Origin of the sequence: Clavibacter sepedonicus (assembly GCF_000069225.1) — a bacterium.
In the GTDB taxonomy this organism is placed as follows: domain Bacteria; phylum Actinomycetota; class Actinomycetes; order Actinomycetales; family Microbacteriaceae; genus Clavibacter; species Clavibacter sepedonicus.
Genome location: NC_010407.1, coordinates 815,151 through 834,910, shown reverse-complemented (window position 1 = coordinate 834,910; position 19,760 = coordinate 815,151). Strand labels below are relative to the sequence as shown.

Annotated in this window: 18 protein-coding genes; 3 read left to right on the top strand and 15 right to left on the bottom strand. The window is 73.3% G+C overall.

Going from position 1 to position 19,760, the window contains the following annotated elements; genetic code table 11:
* Positions 1-22 precede the first annotated feature (22 nt).
* Both CMS_RS03950 and CMS_RS03945 read right to left on the bottom strand, forming a co-directional pair.
* Positions 23-1,018: a tetratricopeptide repeat protein gene (locus tag CMS_RS03950; RefSeq protein WP_041464376.1), complete on the bottom strand. Its 996-nt coding sequence runs from the start codon at positions 1,016-1,018 to the stop codon at positions 23-25.
* Entirely contained in the window at positions 1,015-2,859 is a 1,845-nt protein-coding gene (locus tag CMS_RS03945; protein ID WP_012298211.1) for a hypothetical protein, read from the bottom strand. Before CMS_RS03945 ends, CMS_RS03950 begins: the two co-directional genes overlap by 4 nt.
* Before the next feature lie 285 nt (positions 2,860-3,144).
* On the opposite strand from CMS_RS03945, the gene CMS_RS03940 reads away from it, so the two are divergent.
* Both CMS_RS03940 and CMS_RS03935 read left to right on the top strand, forming a co-directional pair.
* On the top strand, positions 3,145-4,920 hold the full coding sequence (locus tag CMS_RS03940) for a coiled-coil domain-containing protein (RefSeq protein ID WP_012298210.1): 1,776 nt from the start codon (positions 3,145-3,147) through the stop codon (positions 4,918-4,920).
* A 26-nt stretch (positions 4,921-4,946) separates the two neighbouring features.
* Entirely contained in the window at positions 4,947-6,005 is a 1,059-nt protein-coding gene (locus CMS_RS03935; RefSeq protein ID WP_012298209.1) for an AI-2E family transporter, read from the top strand.
* A gap of 15 nt (positions 6,006-6,020) precedes the next feature.
* Here CMS_RS03935 and CMS_RS03930 read toward each other — a convergent pair whose 3' ends face one another.
* From CMS_RS03930 to CMS_RS03880, 11 genes are all read right to left on the bottom strand, one after another.
* Positions 6,021-6,755 (bottom strand): alpha/beta hydrolase, encoded by a 735-nt coding sequence (locus CMS_RS03930; protein ID WP_012298208.1) that lies wholly within the window; start codon positions 6,753-6,755, stop codon positions 6,021-6,023.
* On the bottom strand, positions 6,752-7,048 hold the full coding sequence (locus CMS_RS03925) for a hypothetical protein (protein WP_012298207.1): 297 nt from the start codon (positions 7,046-7,048) through the stop codon (positions 6,752-6,754). Before CMS_RS03925 ends, CMS_RS03930 begins: the two co-directional genes overlap by 4 nt.
* Positions 7,049-7,083: 35 nt before the next feature.
* Positions 7,084-8,814 (bottom strand): cation:proton antiporter, encoded by a 1,731-nt coding sequence (locus tag CMS_RS03920; protein ID WP_012298206.1) that lies wholly within the window; start codon positions 8,812-8,814, stop codon positions 7,084-7,086.
* Positions 8,815-8,882: 68 nt separating this feature from the next.
* Entirely contained in the window at positions 8,883-9,509 is a 627-nt protein-coding gene (locus CMS_RS03915; protein ID WP_012298205.1) for an aggregation-promoting factor C-terminal-like domain-containing protein, read from the bottom strand.
* Between the two features lie 192 nt (positions 9,510-9,701).
* The gene (locus CMS_RS03910) at positions 9,702-10,247 is read right to left on the bottom strand and encodes a DivIVA domain-containing protein (protein WP_041464374.1); all 546 of its coding nucleotides are present in this window, start codon (positions 10,245-10,247) and stop codon (positions 9,702-9,704) included.
* A gap of 10 nt (positions 10,248-10,257) precedes the next feature.
* The gene (locus CMS_RS03905; RefSeq protein ID WP_041464373.1) at positions 10,258-11,298 is read right to left on the bottom strand and encodes a phosphatidate cytidylyltransferase; all 1,041 of its coding nucleotides are present in this window, start codon (positions 11,296-11,298) and stop codon (positions 10,258-10,260) included.
* A complete protein-coding gene (frr, locus tag CMS_RS03900) occupies positions 11,299-11,817 on the bottom strand; it encodes a ribosome recycling factor (RefSeq protein WP_049791889.1) in 519 nt (172 codons plus the stop codon). It lies immediately after the preceding gene.
* 152 nt (positions 11,818-11,969) lie between these two features.
* Positions 11,970-12,686, bottom strand: a complete 717-nt coding sequence (gene pyrH / locus CMS_RS03895) for a UMP kinase (protein ID WP_012298201.1) — start codon at positions 12,684-12,686, stop codon at positions 11,970-11,972.
* Positions 12,687-12,845: 159 nt separating this feature from the next.
* Positions 12,846-13,673, bottom strand: coding sequence for a translation elongation factor Ts (gene tsf / locus CMS_RS03890; protein WP_012298200.1), 828 nt, complete (start codon positions 13,671-13,673; stop codon positions 12,846-12,848).
* Between the two features lie 110 nt (positions 13,674-13,783).
* Entirely contained in the window at positions 13,784-14,746 is a 963-nt protein-coding gene (rpsB, locus tag CMS_RS03885) for a 30S ribosomal protein S2 (RefSeq protein WP_012298199.1), read from the bottom strand.
* A 238-nt stretch (positions 14,747-14,984) separates the two neighbouring features.
* Positions 14,985-16,436 (bottom strand): sugar porter family MFS transporter, encoded by a 1,452-nt coding sequence (locus tag CMS_RS03880; protein ID WP_041464372.1) that lies wholly within the window; start codon positions 16,434-16,436, stop codon positions 14,985-14,987.
* A 117-nt stretch (positions 16,437-16,553) separates the two neighbouring features.
* On the opposite strand from CMS_RS03880, the gene CMS_RS03875 reads away from it, so the two are divergent.
* Positions 16,554-17,117 (top strand): murein hydrolase activator EnvC family protein, encoded by a 564-nt coding sequence (locus CMS_RS03875; RefSeq protein WP_012298197.1) that lies wholly within the window; start codon positions 16,554-16,556, stop codon positions 17,115-17,117.
* A gap of 79 nt (positions 17,118-17,196) precedes the next feature.
* Here the strand turns inward: CMS_RS03875 and CMS_RS03870 are convergent, their stop codons facing one another.
* Both CMS_RS03870 and dprA read right to left on the bottom strand, forming a co-directional pair.
* The gene (locus tag CMS_RS03870) at positions 17,197-18,183 is read right to left on the bottom strand and encodes a tyrosine-type recombinase/integrase (protein WP_223842719.1); all 987 of its coding nucleotides are present in this window, start codon (positions 18,181-18,183) and stop codon (positions 17,197-17,199) included.
* Between the two features lie 177 nt (positions 18,184-18,360).
* A complete protein-coding gene (dprA, locus tag CMS_RS03865) occupies positions 18,361-19,656 on the bottom strand; it encodes a DNA-processing protein DprA (RefSeq protein ID WP_041464854.1) in 1,296 nt (431 codons plus the stop codon).
* Between the last annotated feature and the right edge of the window lie 104 nt (positions 19,657-19,760).

The window sequence follows — 19,760 nt, the reverse complement described above, 5'->3', positions numbered from 1 at the left end:
TCGTCGTCCGTGGGGACGCGCGTCAGTAGAGGAGGCGCGTGAGCTGGCGGCGGGCTACCCCGACCCGCGGGTCCTCGAGGCCGACGACCTCGAAGTGCTCGAGGAGGCGCTGGCGGATGGCGTCGCGACCGGCGGCGTCCGCCGACGGGAACAGCTCGAGGAGGCGCGTGAACGCGTCCTCCACGTGCCCGCCGGAGAGGTCGAGGTCGGCGACGAGCAGCTGCGCGTCCACGTCGTCGGGCCCGGACGCGGCACCGGCGCGGATCTCGTCCGCCGCCTTCCCGTCGAGACGCTCGAGGAGGCTCACCTGGGCCAGGCCGGCCACGGCGAGGGCGTCGCGGGGGTTCTGCGCGATGGCCGTGCGGTACTCGGCGGCGGCGGACGCGTAGTCGCCCTGCTCGATGAAGGCGTACGCCTCCGCGTGGTGCGGCGGCAGCGGCTCCTCCACCGGGGCGGCGGGAGCGGCAGTTGCGTCGGGCGCCACGGCCTGGCCGGTCACGCCGTTCTGCTGCGCCAGCTCCAGCACCTGCTGGATGACGTCGCGCACCTGGTCCTCTGGGATCACGCCCGCGAACAGGCCGACGGGGCGTCCGCCGATGAGCGCCGCGACCGTGGGGACGGTCTGCGCCTGGAAGGCCTGGCCGAGCTGCGGGCTCTGGTCCACGTCGATGCGCACGAGGAGCACGCGCCCGCCCTGCTCGGTCACCACGCGCTCGAGCACGGGCGACAGCTCGCGGCTGGAGGCGAGGCCCGTCGAGACGAGCTCGACGATGACGGGCACCACGGACGAGATGTCGAGGAACTGCGTGAAGGACGCGTCGTCGGCCGCGAGCACGAGGCCAGGGACGTCGACCGTCTGCGGGGCACCGGCCGCGCTACCCGGTGCGGCGGGCGCACCCGGCGCACCCGAGGCGGCCGGCGCTCCTGCGGGCGCGGCCGGGGACTGCGCCCGGTTCACGAGCGAGGACAGGTCGACCGCGCCACGGAGGCTGGCGGCGGAGGGGGGCACGTTCGTCATGGGAGCTCCTTGGCCGAGGTGATGTGGGTGCTGGAGGCGTACAGGCGGATCTTCTCGCCCGAGTTCACGGGCGGCACGTACATGAGCATCTGCGCCGTGCGGACGGTGTCGAAGCCCTTCGCCGAGTCGGTGAGCCCGGTGATCGCCTGGACCTCCGGGTTCGCGTTGATCTTCGCGCCCTCCGCGGTGGGCTTCGCGACGATGCCGAGCTGCACGGTGACGCTCACGAGCGCACCCGACTCGACCGTCGACATCGCGACGGGCGTGGCGGAGTCGGCAGCGGCCGTGAACTCGACGGAGCCGGTCTCGCCGATCGACGCCGTGAAGTCGACCTTGCGCTTGGCGTCCTGCGCCCGCACGCCGTCGTCCGCCGGGTCGAACAGGTCGGCGTACTGGCTGGCGTCGCCCTTGTTGAGCACGTCCGCGTAGGCCGCGGAGAGCTGATCCGGCTGCACGGCCAGGAGCTTCACGTCCGCAGCGAGCCGCGCCGCGCCGATGGCGGCAGGCGCGACGTCGGGCAGCGCCGCGGTGGTGGAGATGGGCATCGCGTACAGCACCCGGTAGTTCTCGCGCGGGCTGTCCTGCACGAGCGTCAGGGAGAGCGTGGGCGCGTCCTCCGTGTCGGGGTCCTTGACGACCGCCGCGACGGTGCGCGGCCAGGTCAGCGTCGCCTGCGGCAGCGTCAGCTGCAGGTCGCCCGCGGGGATCGCGGGGACGGCGGCGATGTCGGGCTTGGCCTTGCGCACCTGGTAGTCCGAGGTGCGCTCCTGCAGCGCCGGGCCGGCGAACCGGGGCGCCAGGGTCGCGGCGTCGAGGGACTGGTCCGCGGCGGTCGCGACCTCGGAGACGCGGGACACGATGCGCTCGGCCTGGTCCTGGGTGACGACAGGCGGATCCGCGTCCTCCGCCTCCCGGGCCGCGTCGAGCGATGAGGTGGGGGTGGGCGTCGCGGTGGATCCCACGCCCGCGGCGAGGTCGGCCGGCGCGCCCTGCGCGGTGCACCCGCTGAGCGCGAGGCCGGTGACGACGAGGACGGGCAGCGCGATGCGGCTGCGACGCCCGCGTCCCCGGGGCGCCACGGGTGCGGCCCCCGTGCCTGCGGTGAGCGCCGCACGACGGGCGGCCGGGCCGATGCGCGGGATGCGCGGGCCGCCGCGCGGCGGGAGGTTGCGGCGGGGCCCCCGGCTGCGGCGCAGGTGGCGGAGCGCCAGGAGGTAGAGGACGAGCCCGACGACGAGCAGGACGATGCCGCCGATCACGAGCGGGACGACCCAGGGAGACTCGCCCTCGGACGGCCACGAGAGCTCGACGTCAGCCGGTGCCGCCGCCTGGCCGTCGGTGGCGAGGATGAGGCTCACGTCGTCCGGGAGCCGGGTGCTGAGCGACACCTCGCCCTGTCCGGTCTGCTCGGAGAGCCAGAGGTCGGATCCGCGCGGATCGGTGACCGTCGGCGTCGCCGCGGCGGTGCCCGACGCGTCGGTGCCGGAGGACCCGGCGGTGGGGCTCGGCGTCGTCGCCTCGGGCTCGACGACCTGGCTCGTCAGCGCGCCCTCGTCGTCCATCGCGATGCGCGTGTACGGGCTGCTGCCCACCCACGCCTCGACGTCGGACGTGGGGCCGTAGGCCGCGAAGACCTCGCCGTCGCCGCGGACCACCGTGTCCTGCAGGCCGGGGTGCGCGTTGAGCGTCTTCCCGTCGACGACCGTGTACGCGGCGCCGTCGGCGGAGGACGTGGCCGCGGTGATGCGGTCGGGCCCTGCCAGGAAGGTGTGCTGGGCGATCCCCAGCCCGATCATGAGGGCGGCGACCACGAAGGTCGCGATCGCCAGGACGAATCGCACGGGTGTCTCCTCTCGTGTCGTCGCGGGCGGCGGCCGCATGCGCGGCGGTCGGGATGCCGACCGAGGCGGCCGATGAGCACGTGTGCTCTCGCGACGGACCCGCCGTGCTCCGGCGGACCGGCGGCGGACGACGACATCGAAGGATACCGGACGACCCTGGGAGCGCCTGCCCGGGCGGCCGCGCACCCCGGGAGACGGGCCGGGTCGCCGGATGCCGACTCGGTAGGATCGGCACCTGCTGCGCCCCGCCCGGCGTGCGCGAGCCGCCCGCGAAGGAGTCTCCCCGTGCCCCACGACGACACGCCGTTCAGCCCTGCCATGCGCGGCTACAACCGCGACGAGGTCGACCGGGCCGTCGCCGACCTGCGCCGCGAGCTCATCCGCTCGAACCAGCAGGGCGCGGAGCTCCGTGCCGAGGCCGACCGCCTCCGCCGCAGCGAGCAGGAGCTGCGCGACGAGCTGGAGGAGGTGGGCAGCCCCACCTTCGCCGGGCTCGGCAGTCGCCTGGAGGCGACCCTCCGCGTCGCCGAGGAGCAGTCGACGCGCCTGGTCGCGCAGGCGGACGTGGACGCCGCACGGCTCCGCCGCGCCACGCAGGAGGAGACGGACGCGCAGCGCGCCGAGGCCGAGGCGACCGCCCGCCACCTGGTGGACTCCGCGCGGGCGCAGGCCGCGCAGATCCTCGACGCCGCGCGCCGCGAGGCGGACGACCTGCACGAGCGCGCGGACGACCGCGCGGAGGGACTCCGCAGCGACGCCGAGCGCGAGGCGGCGGCTCTCCTCCTCCGCACGCGCACCGAGGTGGCCGACCTCCGTTCCACCGCGGAGCGCGAGACCGACGCCCAGCGCGCGGAGGCGGCGCGCGAGGTCGCGGAGCTCCGCGCCCGCGTCGACCGCGAGACCGACGAGGCCCGTCGCGACGCCGCCGACCTCGCCCGCGAGACCGTCCTGGCCCGCGGCGCGCTCGAGCGCGAGCTCGCCGACGCGCGCGCGCGGCACGACGAGACCGTCGCGGAGGAGCGCGCCGACCTCGACCGCGACGCGCGGGAGACCGAGGAGCGCCTGCGGCTCGACGAGGAGACGCGGCGCATCGCCCTCGCCCAGCTCGAGGAGCAGACGCGCGCCGACCTCGACCGCGAGATCGAGCAGGCGCGCACCGACTGGGACCGTGAGCTGCAGGCGTCGCGCGACGACTTCGATCGCCGGATCCACGCGGAGCGCACCGCGTTCGACCGCGACGTGGAGGAGACCCGCGCCGCTCTCGAGCGGGAGATCGCCGAGACGCGCGAGGCGCTGGAGCTCGAGGTGGCGAGCGCACGGGCCGACCTCGCGCGCGACGTCGACGAGGCCCGCACCGACCTCGCCCGCGACATCGCCCAGGGCACCGAGCGCCTGGAGCGCGAGACCCGGGCGACGCGCGAGCAGCTCGAGCTCGAGGCCGTCACCGCCCGCGCCGCCCTCGAGCGGGAGATCGCCCAGGCCGAGGCCCTGGAGGCCGACCGTCGGGAGGCCGAGCGCCTCCGCCTCGAGCGGGAGGCCGCCGAGGCCCGGCGCGAGATCCAGGCCGAGGCCGACGAGGCGCGCCTGATGCTCAGCCGCGAGATCGAGCAGGGCCACCTCGACCTCGACGCCGAGATCACCGCGCGCCGCGACCACGACGCCCGCGACGCCGCCGAGCGCCAGCGCGAGGCCGCCGAGCGCACCGCCGAATACCTCGGCGAGGCGGAGGCGCGGCTGCAGGAGGTGACGGCGCTGCTCTCCTCCACGCGCGAGGAGGCGGAGACGCTCGCGAAGGAGAGCCGCGACGCCGCCCGCACGGTGCGGGACGACGCCGACCACGACGCGCGCGCCGCCATCGCCGACGCGGAGCGCCGCGCGCGCGCGACCGTGGCCGACGCGGAGCGCCGTGCGCGCGAGACCGTGGCCGACGCGGAGGAGCGGCTCGACCGCATTAGGATCGAGCGCGAGGCGGTGGCCGCGTACCTCGAGAACGTCCGCGGCGTGCTGACCCAGGCGGACGACGCCTCCTCCGACGACGACGAATCCCGCACCGCGCGCTGATCGCGCGCCGACTCGGAGCACACGACGTGAAGATCCAGAACCCCTACCGCCTCGGCCTCCTGGCGGGCCTCGGCGTGCTCACCGCGCTCGTCATCGGCGGGGCGCTCGTGTCGCTCGGCACCGTCCTCACCTACGTGGGCACGGCCATCTTCCTGGCCCTCGGCATCGACCCGCTCGTCACGTTCCTCGAGCGCAAGGGCGTGCCCCGCCCGGTCGCGATCCTCGTGATCTTCCTGGCGCTGCTCGGCTCGCTCGCCGGCGTGCTGCTGGCGGTCATCCCCGTCGTCGTGAACCAGGCGAGCGCCCTCGTCACGCAGATCGTGCAGTACGCGCAGAGCGTCAGCGGCGACCAGTTCATCGAGAACCTGCAGTCGTTCGTGCCGCGCGAGGTCTTCGACGTGCAGACCGGGGCGGACCAGCTGGTCCAGTACCTCTCCAACGCCTCGAACGTCGCGACCATCACGGGCAACGTCCTCACGGTCGCCTTCACGATCGGCAACTTCCTCTTCGGCCTGGTCATCGTCGTGATCCTGACGATGTACTTCACGGCCTCGCTCAACTCGTTCAAGAGCGGCCTCTACAAGCTGGTGCCGGCCACGCGCCGCGCCCGCTTCGCCGACATCGCCGAGCAGATCACGCAGTCCGTCGGCCGCTACGTCATGGGCCAGGTCGGCCTCGCGCTCTGCAACGGCGTTCTCAGCTTCGTCTACCTCAGCATCGTCGGAGCGGCCCTGCCCGCGGTGTGGGCGTTCATCGCGTTCCTGTTCTCGCTGCTGCCCCTCGTAGGCACGATCACCGGCTCGGCGCTCATCGTGCTCGGCCAGATCGTGCTGCTGCCGGAGTCGATGAACACGTGGATCGCCGTGGCCGTCTACTACCTCGTCTACATGCAGATCGAGGCGTACGTGCTGAGCCCCAACATCATGAACCGCGCGGTCAAGGTGCCGGGCGTCGTGGTGGTGATCGCGGCGCTCACGGGCGGCACCCTCCTCGGCGTGCTCGGGGCGCTCATCGCGGTGCCGGTGGCTGCCGCGGTGCTGCTGATCATCCGCCAGGTCGCGGTCCCGCTGCAGAACGAGCGCTGACCGCGTCGCGCGGGTTCAGCGCGCGGCCGGCCACTCGGTCGGCAGCGGCAGCGCCTCAGGGGCGACCGTCCGCACGATCTCGGTGAGCACGCGCGACACCTGCGACTCCCCCACCCACAGGTGCTTGGCGCCGTCCACGGCGATCAGCTCCGCCTCCGGCACCGACGCGAAGCGCTCGCGCGCCTCGGCGGGCCGCAGGAAGTCGTCGTGCTCGGGCACGAGGATCACGAGGCGGCGGGGATCCCCGTGCCACGCGGCCACCTCGTCGGCGCTCGCGCGGTGCAGCGGGGGCGACAGCAGGATGGCGCCCTCGACGGGGTGCTCGCGGCCGTGCTTCAGCGCGATCTCCGTGCCGAACGACCAGCCGACGATCCACGGGGCGGGGAGGCCCCGCGCCGCGACGAGGTCCATGGCTGCCGCCAGGTCGAGCCGCTCCGCGTCCCCGCCGTCGAAGGCGCCCTCGCTCGTGCCCCGGGCCGACGTCGTGCCGCGCGTGTTGAAGCGCAGCACCGCCAGCCCGGCCATCGCGGGCAGGCGCAGCGCGGCCTTGCGGAGCACGTGCGAGTCCATGAAGCCGCCCGCCGTGGGCAGCGGGTGCAGCGTCACGAGCGTCGCCACAGGATCCCGGTCGGCGGGCAGCGCCAGCTCCCCCACGAGCCGCAGGCCGTCGGCGGTGACGAGCTCGACGTCCTCGCGACGCGCGGGCAGCTCGGTGGAGCTCGTGATCGGGCGGGGGGCGGTGTCCGTCATGAGACCTTCCAGCAGTGGGTGTGCCAGTGGCGACGGGCGGCGAGGTCGCTCTGCTCGCCCATCATGCCGTCGGCGCGCCAGGCCACCACGTGCGCGTGGCCGGGCTCGATGTCGAGGGTGCAACCCGGGCAGCGGTAGAGCTTGAGGGCCCGCGCGGCGGACACGGGCTGCACGTTCCAGACGCGGCCCCGTCGGGTCTCGGTGTGCTGGGAGCCGCTGAGGAGGCGCGTGAGCACGTCCTCGTCCTCCTCCTCCCGCGCGCGTCTCCCCCGGGGTCGATTGCTGCGCGGCATGATCCGATCCTAGGCGGCCGCGCTCGCGGGTCCGCTCAGCCGGCGTCCGCCTGGCGGCCGAGGCGCGCCTCCTCCTGGTCGAGCATGCGCTGGGCGCGAGCGAGCACGCGCGACGGATGCTCCCCCGTGCCGCGCGCCTCGAGCAGCGCGGCGCGCTCGGCGTCGAGGACGTGACGCCGCAGCAGCAGGTACGCGGCGCGCGGGCTGAGGGGCGCGTCGTCGTCCGCCGCCATGGCGTCCGCGCGCTCGGTCACCCACTCGGCCTTCAGCGCCGTGTCGCGGCGCACGCGCTCGACGACGTCGTCGTCCACGAGGGTCCCCTCGGGCAGCTGGCGGACGCCCTCGTCGACGGCGCGGATCCCCGCCTCGGCCAGCTCGGAGACGAGCCCCGCGAGCTGGCGCTGGTCCTCGACGGCGTCGCTGCCGCGGATCCCGCTCAGCCGGATCACGGCGGGGAGCGTGCCGCCGTTGACCAGCAGCGAGACGATCGCGACCGTGAAGGCGATCAGCACGAGCTGCGCGCGGTACGGCGTCCCCGACGGCAGCGACTGCGCGGCCGCGAGCGTCACCACGCCCCGCATGCCCGCCCAGCCGAGCACGAGGCCGCCGCGCCATCCGAGCCCGTGCGAGCGGAGGGCCTGCAGGTCGGCGCGACGACGGCGGAGGATCCGCGTGGCCGCCCGCTCCCGACGCGAGGGCCGGTCGTCGCCCCGTTCCCGCCGGAGTCGCTCGAGGCCGCGCCGCACCCGGCGCGTGCGCGCCGCGACGTGCTCCTCGTGGCGCCGGAGTCCGAGCAGCAGCGGCACCAGGAACCCGAAGCGGATGAGGGTCAGGACGACCAGCGTGAGGACCCCGTACGCCACCGCCCTGCCGACCCCGAGGTCGGCCTCCTGCACCTCGTCGAGGATGTCGCGGAGCTCCAGCCCCATCACGAGGAAGACGCCGTTCTCCAGGAGGAACAGCACGGTCCGCCAGTTGAGCCGCTCGTTGATGCGCGACTGCGCCGACAGCGTCGACGCGCTCCGGTGGCCCGACCAGATCCCGGCGGCCACCACCGCGAGCACGCCGGAGGCCCCGACCTCCTCCGCGGGGATGAAGGCGACGAACGGCACGGCGAAGGAGATCGCGGTGTCGAGGACCGGGTCGTCGAGCCGTCGCCGCACCTCGGTGGTGATGATGCCGACGGCGATCCCGATGGCCAGGGCGCCCACCGCGGAGAGCACGAAGCCGCCGGCGGCCTGCCACAGGTCGACGGATGCGCCGACCGCGGCGATCGAGGTGCGCAGCAGCACGAGGGCCGTCGCGTCGTTGACGAGGCCCTCCCCCTCGAGCACGGTCACGAGCCGGGGCGGGAGGCCGAGCCGACGGGCGATGCTCGTGGCGGCCACCGCGTCGGGCGGGCTGACCACGGCGCCGAGGGCCAGGGCGCTGGCGAAGGAGAGGTCGGGGAAGAGCGCGTAGAGCAGCAGGCCGATCCCGAAGGCGGACACGAGCACCAGGACGACCGAGAGGCTGACGATCGTGCGGAGGTTGCGCCGGAAGTCCACGAGCGGCACCGTCACCGCCGCGCCGTAGAGCAGCGGCGGGAGGACGCCGGCGAGGATCAGCTCAGGCGGCACCTCCACAGGGGGCACGCCCGGCAGGTACGAGATGCCGACGCCCACGAGCACGAGCACCAGCGGGGTGGCCACGCCGATGCGACGCGCCACGAGCGTGACGGCCACCAGGATCGCGATCCCGACGACACCGAGAGCCGCGTAGTCCATGACCCGAGGCTAGCCGGGCGACGTGTCCGCGCCGCGCGCCTCAGCGCGGGGTCGCGGACGCGGCGTCGTCAATACCAGTTCTTGAGGACGCTGTGCGCCTTCGCACCGCACGGCGAGCCGTAGCGCGAGTCGATGTAGCCGAGGCCCCACGTGATCTGCGTGGCCGGGTTCGTCTGCCAGTCGGCGCCCGCGGACGCCATCTTGCTGCCGGGCAGGGCCTGCGGGATGCCGTACGCACCGCTGGGGTTGTAGGCGCTCACCCGCCACCCGGACTCCTTGGTCCAGAGGTAGTCGAGGCACGCGTACTGGTCGTCGCCCATGCCCTGCGAGGCGAGGATGCTGCGGGCGATGCCCTTGGCGCTGCCAGGGTCGGGGATCGCGATGGCACCTCCACCGGCGGAGCCGGACGACTTCGCACCGGAACCGGAGCCGACACCGGATCCGGTCGACGGGGCGGGGGTCTCGACGGGCGGCGGGGGCGGCGGGGCGGCCACGGACTCGAAGCCGGGCTCGATCTCCACCGCCGTGTCGGCCGAGGGCACCGCGAGCGTCTGTGCGTCCGCACGGGCCAGCTGCGCGACGGTCGCCTGGTACTCCTGGTACTGGGGGTTCGCGACCGCGCCGGACGTGGGATCCACGACGTTGACAAGCATGAACGCCGCAGCTGCGCCGAAGGCGATGGTGGGGGCGGCCACGCGCGAGAACGCGGAGCGCCGTCGCGGAACGGGCCTCGGCGCGGTGGTGAGCGGCTGGCGAGGTGCGAGATCGTTCGTGTGTCTACCCATGGCTCCGCATGACTTTACCCAACCGTTACCCGGATGGCGACTCCCGGACCGGATCGGGGGCGTCCTGCCAGGCGGATCGGATGAGGAGGAGCTCCCGGTTCCTCAGCGGACGGCGTTCATGACGTCGATGACCGCGTCCAGCAGCAGGTCGACCTGCGCCTCCCGGTACCCGCCGCGGCGCGGGTGGAACGCCACCGTCCGGACGTCGTCCACGCTCATGGGCTTGGTGCCGCGGAAGTACTTCGCGATGCGGTCCGCGAAGCGGTCGACCTCGCGCCGGTCGTACCCGGTGGTCAGGAACCCCGCCCGGTCGAACCGCTCCCCCGTCGGCCGGCTGACCCGGTCGAGGATCTCCTGGGCCGCGCGACGCGCCTCCGCGTTCCACGCGTCGGCACCCACCCGGGCGATGGTGCGGTCGCGCTCCCGGACGGCGAAGGCGTCCTCCAGGCGCTCGAGCACGCGGTCGACGGCGGCGGCCGAGTAGCCCCCGCGGCGCATGTCGAAGGACACCCGCCGGATCGTCTCGGACGTCAGCGACCGGTCGGCCTCGTCGTCGTAGCAGCGGCGCGCGTCGCGCAGGAAGGCATTGACCTGGTCCGGGTCGTAGCCGCGCTCGCGGCGCCCGGCGCTCGGGAAGGTGGTGGTCATCCGGGACATCCTACGAGGAAGCGCCCGTGACGATGAGGAACAGCGCATAGGCCACCGCGGCGGAGGGCAGGACCGAGTCGAGGCGGTCGAGGAACCCTCCGTGGCCCGGCAGCCAGGAGCTGATGTCCTTCACGCCGAGGTCGCGCTTGATGAGCGACTCGGCCAGGTCGCCCAGGGTCGCGGTCACCACGATCACGAGGCCGAGCACCACGCCGAACCACCACTCCTGCTGGATCATGAACAGCGAGAGCAAGATCCCGGCGAGCACCGCGGCGACGACCGCGCCGGCGAATCCCTCCCATGTCTTCTTCGGGCTGATCGTCGGCGCCATGGGGTGCTTGCCGAAGTTGAGCCCGGCGACGTAGGCGCCCGTGTCGCAGCACACCACGAGGATGAGGAACGCCAGGGTCCACCACTCGCCACCGTCGCCCGCGGTGAGCAGCACGGCGAACGAGCCGAGGAGCCCCACGTAGGCGAGCAGGAAGACGCTCGAGCCGATGTCGCCCACGACGGCGCGCGCGGACGTCCGCCGGGCGGGCACCGCCTGCTCCACCACACGCCAGAGCGCGACGAAGGCCATGGCCCCGACGAGCCCCAGCCACTGCCCGTCCGGCCTGCCGTAGTAGGTGATCGGCACGAGCGCGACGACGGCGATCACCGAGCCGACGCGCGGCACGCGACGACCCGCCTGGCGCAGCGCCGTGGCGAGCTCGTACGCGGTGAAGGCCACGAGCGCAATGCCGATGAGCAGGAACAGCTGCTTCTCGACGACGAGGCTCGCCAGGACGACCCCGCCGAGGAGGAGGCCCACGCTCACCGCGAATAGCAGGTTGCGACCCGTGCGGGCGTTGATGCGGGCGTTCGTCGCCTCGATGGACGCGCGCGTCGCGCGCACCTGGGCCGTCAGGTCGGCGCGGGTCGCCTGCACCTGCGCCTCGAACTCGGCGCGCGTCACGCGGCCGCGGTGCCGACGGATCCGCGGAGCGCCGTCGGGGCCCGAGGCGGGCGGCACGATGGGCGCCCGCTCGACGGGATCCTCGGGGCTGGCCACCTAGACCTCGAGGAGTTCGGTCTCTTTGCGCTTCAGCGCGTCGTCGACCTGGTCGGTGTGCGTCTTGGTGAGGGCCTCGAGCTCCTTCTCGACGCGCGCGACCTCGTCGTCGCCGACCTCGCCCTTGAGCGCGTCCAGCTCGTCCTTGGACCGGCGGCGGATGTTGCGGACGCTCACGCGCCCCTCCTCCGCCTTGCCGCGGACGATCTTGACGAACTCCTTGCGGCGGTCCTCGGTGAGCTCGGGGAGAGTGAAGCGCACCATCTCGCCGTCGTTGCCGACCGTCGCGCTGAGGTTGGGGACGTTGACGAGGGCCTTCTCGATCTCCTTGAGGGCCGTCTTGTCGTAGGGCGTGACGATGAGCGTGCGCGCCTCGGGGTTGTTCATGCTCGCGAGCTGGCCGAGGGGCGTGGGGCTGCCGTAGTACTCGACCATGACCTTCTGGAAGAGGGCGGGGTTGGCGCGGCCCGTGCGCACGCTCCCGAAGTCCTCCTTCACGGCCTCGACGGCCTTGCCCATCCGGTCTCGGGCATCTGCGAGGACTTCGGCGACGGTCACGGGATCTCCTTCGGTAGTGCGGGCGCGGCAGGCGCCCGGTCGATCTTAACGCGGATGGAGAGGCGCTCCGACCGCGACGCGGCCCGACGGGGGCGTCGGCGGAGCGCCGGTCGTCAGTTGGAGACGATGGTGCCGATGCGCTCGCCCCGGATGGCCCGGGTGACGTTGCCGCCGGGCTCCATGCCGAAGACGACCATCTTCATGTCGTTGTCCATGCAGAGGCTGAACGCGGTCGAGTCGACGACCTTGAGGCCGCGCTGGAGGGCGTCCTGGTAGGTGACGGTGTCGAGGAGCGTGGCGGTCGAGTCCGTGCGGGGATCCCCCGTGTAGACGCCGTCGACGCCGTTCTTGGCGACGAGGACCTCGGTGGCCGAGATCTCGAGGGCGCGCTGCGCGGCCACCGTGTCGGTGGAGAAGTACGGCAGCCCGGCGCCGGCGCCGAAGATCACGATGCGGCCCTTCTCGAGGTGGCGCACGGCACGGCGCGGGATGTACGGCTCGGCGACCTGGGTCATGGAGATGGCCGACTGGACGCGTGTGGCGGCGCCGGCCTGCTCGAGGAAGTCCTGCAGCGCGAGGGCGTTCATCACGGTGCCGAGCATGCCCATGTAGTCCGCGCGACCGCGGTCCATGCCGCGCTGCGAGAGCTGCGCGCCGCGGAAGAAGTTGCCTCCGCCGACGACGATGGCGACCTCGACGGTCTTCGCCGCTTCGGCGATCTCGCGGGCCAGCGCGCTGACGACGTCCGGGTCGACGCCCATCTGGCCGCCGCCGAAGGACTCCCCGGAGAGCTTGAGGAGGACGCGGCGGGTGGTGGTCTGATCGGTCATAGGTGCTGTTCCCGTCCTCGCGTTCCGGTCGCCGGATCCGGCCCCGGTCCAATGTACTGTGCCGCCCGGCGGGGGCGGGGGCGCCTCGCGGCCGCTCTCCCCGGACATGGAGAAGGGAGCCCGGGTCGCATGCGACCCGGGCTCCCCGTGGTGGTGGTGCTAGGCGCCGACCTTGAAGCGGGCGAAGCCCGTGACCGTGAGGCCCGCGGCCTCGACGACCTTCTTGACCGACTGCTTGTTGTCCTTCGCGTAGTCCTGCTCGAGGAGCGCGACCTGCTTGAAGAACCCGGTGAGGCGACCCTCGATGATCTTCGGCAGGGCGGCCTCGGGCTTGCCCTCGTTGCGGGAGATCTCGGTGACGATCGCGCGCTCGGCCTCGACCTTGTCCGCCGGGACGTCCTCGCGGGCGAGGTACTCCGGGTTGGCGAACGCGATGTGCTGGGCGATGCTGCGCGCGGTCTCCGCGTCGGTGCCGCTGTAGTCGACGACGACGCCGACCTGGGGCGGGAGGTCCTTCGACGTGCGGTGGAGGTAGATCTCCTGGTGCTCGCCGGCGAGGCGGGCGACGCGACGGAGCGCGATCTTCTCGCCGAGGATCGCGGCCCGGTCGCTGATCAGCTGGTCTACGGTCTGCTCGCCGGCGGGGGCCTGGAGGGCCTCCTCGACGGTGGACGCGCCGGCCGCGACGACGGCGGCCAGGACGGACTCGGACAGCGCGATGAACTTGTCGTTCTTCGCGACGAAGTCGGTCTCGCACGCGAGCTCGATGAGGGTGGCGGCGCCGTCCTGCTCGGACGCGGCGACGAGGCCCTCGGCGGTGGAGCGGTCGCCGCGCTTGGCATTGCCCTTCTGGCCCTTGAGGCGGAGGATCTCGATGGCCTTCTCGATGTCGCCGTCGGCCTCGACCAGCGCGTTCTTGCTGTCCATCATGCCGGCGCCGAGGCGGTCGCGCAGCTCCTTGACGTCAGCGGCAGTGAAGTTCGCCATGCTCATGGACTCCTTCTGTAGGTGATGATCCGGGGGTCTCCCGGAGGTGAGTGCCCGACGGGCGGGCGCGGAACCCGCGCCCGCCCGACGGGATGGTGCGTGTGGTCGGACTACTCGGAGACCGGACCGGTCGTAGCAGGCGCTGCCTCGGCCTCGGTCGCCTCGGCCTCGATCTTCGCCTCGGTGGCGTCGTCGGACTCGGGAGCGTGCACGGGGGCGGGGACCTCGTCATCGGACTTCGCCTCGTTCTTGGCGGAGACCTCGGCGTCGACGTCGTTCTCCTCGACGGGCAGCGCGGCCTTGGCCGCATCGCCCTGCTCGAGCAGCTCGCGCTCCCAGTCGGCCAGCGGCTCGGCGGGGGCGGAGCCCTCGGCGTCGGGCTTCTGGTGGCGCTGGATGAGGCCCTCGGCGGCGGCGTCGGCGATGATGCGCGTCAGCAGCGCGACGGAGCGGATCGCGTCGTCGTTGCCCGGGATCGGGTACTGGACCTCGTCCGGGTCGCAGTTGGTGTCGAGGATGCCGATGACGGGGATGCCGAGCTTGCGCGCCTCGTCGATGGCGAGGTGCTCCTTCTTGGTGTCCACGACCCACATCGCCGACGGCGTCTTGGTGAGGTTGCGGATGCCGCCGAGGCTCTTCTCCAGCTTGTCGCGCTCGCGACGCTGGATGAGCAGCTCCTTCTTCGTGAAGCCGCGCGTCGTGTCGTCGAAGTCGACGAGGTCGAGCTCCTTGAGGCGGTTGAGGCGCTTGTGCACGGTCTGGAAGTTGGTCAGCAGACCACCCAGCCAGCGCTGGTTGACGTAGGGCTGGCCGACGCGCTGCGCCTGCTCGGCGATGGACTCCTGCGCCTGCTTCTTCGTGCCGACGAAGAGGATGGTGCCGCCGTGGGCGACCGTCTCCTTGACGAAGTCGTACGCCTTGTCGATGAGGGCCAGCGACTGCTGGAGGTCGATGATGTAGATGCCGGAGCGCTCGGTGAAGATGAAGCGCTTCATCTTCGGGTTCCAGCGCGTCTTCGGGTGACCGAAGTGGACGCCGCAGTCGAGCAGCTGGCGGATGGTGACGACGGCCATGGCCGTACTCCTGTTCCGGCGCGCGCTGTCGCGGCACGCCTCGTCGGTTCGCTCGGCGGTCGGGACGACCGCTGATCCTGGTGCCCAGCGCGCATCCGCTCCTTCGGCGACAGGGATCATCGCCATGAGGAGACCGAGTGGATGCGGCGGCCTGATGGGCACGCGTAGTCACCCGACCTGAATCGGGTGCTCGTCGATGCTACCACCCGCGGGGCGACCGACGGGGCGGTGCCTCGGGTCAGGAGCGCGCGGCGGCCTTGCGCTTCTTGGGCTTGTCGACGAAGAGCGTCTCCGCTTCCTCGAGCGACATGCCGTTCGTCTCCGGGATCTTCATGAGGACGAAGACGAAGGAGAGCGCGGCGAACGCCGCGTACATGCCGTACGTGAAGGGCAGCGAGAAGGCCGACAGCGCTGGGAACGACACGGTGATGGCGAAGTTCGCGATCCACTGGGCCATCGCGGCGACGCCGAGGGCCTTGGCGCGGATCCGGTTCGGGAAGATCTCGCCGAGCAGCACCCAGACGAGCGGGCCCCAGGAGGCGCCGAAGCCGATGACGAAGACGTTGGCCGCGATGATCGCGATGACGCCGAAGGGCTGCGGCAGAGCGACCTCGCCGTCGACGGTCGAGGACTGGCTGAAGCAGATCGCCATCACGGCGAGGGAGACGGCCATGGCGAGCGAGCCGGACAGGAGGATGGGGCGGCGGCCGATGCGGTCGACGAGCGCGATGGCGATGAACGTGACGGCGACGTTCGTGACCGCCGTGATGACCGAGGTGGTGAGCGACTGCGACTCGTCGAAGCCGACGGCCTGCCAGAGGGTCGTGGAGTAGTAGAAGATCACGTTGATGCCGACGAACTGCTGGAACACGGACAGGATGATGCCGATCCAGACGATGCCCTGCAGGCCCAGCTTGCTGCCGCGGAGTGTGCCCGTGCGCTTCGCGACGCGATCCTCCTCGATCTGGCGCTCGAGGTCCCGGCTCGCGCGGTCGATGTCCTCCTGCTTCCACACGCTCGCGAGGATCGCCTGGGCCTCGTCCTTGCGGCCCTTCTCGACCAGGAAGCGCGGGGACTCGGGCAGGCGGTAGGCGAGGAAGCCGTAGATCACGGCCGGGATGGCGCAGACGAGGAGCATCCAGCGCCAGGCCTCGAGCCCGAGCCAGAAGTCCTCCGACGCGCCGCCCGCGGCTCCCGCGAAGACGGCGTCCGAGAGGAGCGCGGTGAAGATGCCGAGCGTGATGGCGAGCTGCTGCAGCGACGCGAGGCGGCCGCGGAGGAGCTTGGGCGAGATCTCCGCGATGTACGCGGGGGCGACGACGGAGGCGATGCCGAGGCCGCCGACGATGCGCCAGATGGTGAGGTCCCAGACGCTGAACGCGTACCCGGATCCGAAGGCGCTGATGAAGAAGAAGCCGGCGCCGATGATCATCGTCCAGCGGCGGCCGATGCGGTCGGCGATGCGGCCCGCGAGGTAGGCGCCGAGCGCGCAGCCGAGGAGCGCGCTGGCGACCGCGAAGCCGATGAGCGTCTCGCTGAGCTGGAAGCGGCCCTGGATGGCGGAGACCGCGCCGTTGATCACGGAGGAGTCGAACCCGAAGAGGAAGCCCCCCACCGCGGCCGAGACGGCCAGGCCTATCGCGCGTCGCTGGAGCTTCTTGTCATCCCGGGGGGTCGTCGTCTCGTTCACAGGGGACCACTCTGCCACTTCTCCGACGGGGCGGTCACCCGGCGGGCAACCGACGCCGCAGGGGGCATGATTCCGCCGACCGGGGGCCGGGACGCGTCCGCCGGGGAGGGAGGGCGCATGCGCGGCAGGGGCGGACAGCGGACGGCGGCTGGGGTGGCGCTCGCGGTGGGGGTCACGGTCGGGCTGCTCTTCGGCGTCGCGACGCCGGGGGTCCCGGAACGGGCGTCGGCGGATGCGTCGTCCGCCTCGGCGTCCGTGCCCGCGACCCCGCGGTGGCGATGGCCGGTGGATCCGCCCCACACGGTCACGCGGCCGTTCCAGGCGCCGACCACGACGTACGGACCCGGTCACCGCGGCATCGACATCGCGGTCGACCCCGGCGCCGAGGTCCGCGCTCCGGCGGACGGGACCGTCTCCTTCGCCGGCGTGGTCGTCGACCGCCCGGTCGTGAGCATCCGGCACGCGGACGGGCTCGTGTCCTCCGTCGAGCCGGTCGTGCCGCTGGTCGCCGCGGGCGACTCCGTCGTCGCCGGGCAGGTCATCGGCACGCTCGCGGAGTCACCCCGCCACGAGCGGGACGGCGGGCTGCACCTCGGGGCGCGCCTGCACGGCGAGTACGTGGATCCGGCCCTGCTGCTGGCCGCCCTGCAGCACGCGGTGCTGCTGCCGCTGGATCCGTGACGACCGGTCGAGGCCCGAGCGCAGCCGTGACGACGGACGTGAGCTCTGGCCGGCTCGCCCCCTCCTCCGACGCGCGGGGTCAGGCGCGCGGGTGGGCGCCCTCGTAGCTGCGCCGCAGCCGCTCGATCGAGACGTGCGTGTAGATCTGCGTCGTCCCGAGGCTCGCGTGGCCGAGCATCTCCTGCACAGTGCGGAGGTCCGCTCCCCCGTCGAGGAGGTGCGTCGCCGCCGTGTGCCGGAGGGCGTGCGGCCCCTGCGGTCCTGACCCGGGGATGTCCGCCAGCAGCGAGGCGACGAGGCCGTAGACCGCGCGGGATCCCAGCCGCCCTCCGCGCGCGCCGAGGAACAGCGCCGTCCCGGTCCGCGGGGTGACGAGCGCCGGACGACCGCGAGTGACGTAGGCGTCGAGCGCCTCCGCGGCGGGGACGCCGAACGGCACGACCCGCTCGCGATCGCCCTTGCCGACCACGCGGACGGTGAGGCGGGACGCGTCGACGTCGCCGAGGTCGAGGCCCGTCAGCTCGGAGACCCGGAGGGCGGACGCGTAGAGCAGCTCGATGGCGGCGAGGTCCCGCAGCGCGGCGGGGTCGTCGTCCGCCGCCTGTGCGGCGAGATCGGCGAGCAGGGCCGACATCTGCTCGCGCGCCAGCACCCGCGGGAGGTGCGATCCCGCCCGCGGCGCCTTGAGCCGGACGGCGGGGTCGGCGTCGACGCGGCCCGTGCGCAGCAGCCACGCTCCGAATCCGCGCACGGCGGCCGAGCGCCTCGCCAGCGTCGCGGGGGCGAGCCGGGCCTGGGATCCCCGCCACAGCCAGTCGCGCAGCACGTCCAGATCGAGGCCGGCTGACGTCGTGACGCCCTGCCTCGCGGCATGCGCAGCGAGGTCGCGCAGGTCGGCGGAGTACGCCCGCACCGTGTGGGCCGCGCTCCCCCGCTCCCGGTCCATGGAGGTCGCGAACTCCGAGATGTCGGCCTCGAGCGGAGTCGCGGCAGGAGCACCGCGCTGAGGCTGTCCATGGTCGACCACGCCATCGACGTGTCCGCCGCCGACCTGATCCGTCTCCATCCCCGAAGGCTACGTCGACCCGCCGGCTGGGTGCGCCGGCACGCGGACGGGCGGGAAGAGGACGGTTCTCATCGTGGCCACCGACCGGCGCATCCGATCGCGCCGGTCGGCCGCGCCCCTCCGATGCGCACGCATCCCACCTCGCGCGCGAGGCCGGATCTCCACGCCCGGGGCCCGTCAGCGAGATCCGGGGCGCCGTACCCATCCGCCGTCCGGCCGGGCCACCGTCCCCTCGAGCTCGAGCATGCCGAGCACGGACGAGGTCTCGGCGACTCCGAGACCGGCTCGTGCCGCGACGTCCGCGGTCCCTCGTCCGCGTCGGACCGCGAGGGCGTCGAGCACGCGCACGACGCGCGAGTCGCCACGATCCTCCGCGGCACGCGCACCGACGCGGTCGTCGGCGGCGCCGCTCGGCGTGTCCCGAGAGGACGCATGCGCGGATCCCGGCTCCTGCACCTGCGTACCCGCTCCGCTCCAGCCCGGCACGAGGTCCATCACGTCATCGGCTGACGTGATGCAGACCGCCTGGGACTCGCGGAGGAGACGATGGCACCCGGATGACGACGCGCTCGTCACCGGGCCGGGGACCGCCCCGAGAGGCCTCTCCAGCGCGATCGCGTGGTTAGCGGTGTTCAGCGACCCGCTGCGCGCACCTGCCTCCACGACGACGGTGGCTGCGCTCGCCGCCGCTATGAGGCGGTTGCGCAAGAGGAACCGCCAGCGTGTCGGCGACGCGCCGCATGGCAGCTCCGACACCACGGCCCCGTCGCGTCGCATCCGCGCGAAGAGCTCCGCATGACCGGAGGGGTAGAGACGGTCCACGCCGCCCGCGAGGAACGCCACCGTGCGCCCCGCCGATCCGATGGCCGCGCGGTGCGCCGCGCCGTCGATGCCGTACGCACCGCCGGAGACCACCGCCACGTCGCGGTCGACGAGCCCGGCGGCCAGCTCGGCGGTGACGTGCTCGCCGTACCCGGTGGCGGCACGCGCTCCCACGATGGCCACGGACCTCGAGAGCGCGGCCATCGCGTCCGGCGCGCCCGTGCACCAGAGGACGAGCGGCGAGTGCGGCCCCAGGTCGTCCGCGCCGACCGGCCAATGCGGATCACCCGGCACGAGCACCCGGGCGCCCACCGCACGCGCGGCGTGCAGCCGGGCCAGGGCCTCACTCCGCACGACGCGGGGCCGCCAGCGCTCCAGCGCTCCGGCGACCTCGCCGACGAGGGCAGCCCGCCCGTCCGGCTCCAGGTCGAGCCCCGCCTCGAGCATCGCGCCGACCACGGTGTCGGCCGGGCAGCCGTCGACCAAGGAGGCCAGGGCCGCGCAGGCGCCGAGCACGCCGATGACCGCCCCGGCCACGCGATCGCCCGGCTCGGCGATGCCGGACCACGTGGCACGAGCCGCCACCTCCGCCGAGTCCGTGTCGGCTGCCCCATCGCCCGGCCATCCGGGATCGGGGCGGAGCGAAGCCATCAGCTCGTCGAGTTCGCGCGCGGGCAGGCCGAGCCGGGCGACGGAACGGGCTCGTGCCGAGTCCGGTGCGCGGACGCGGCTCCGCTCGGCGTCCCCGGATGAGC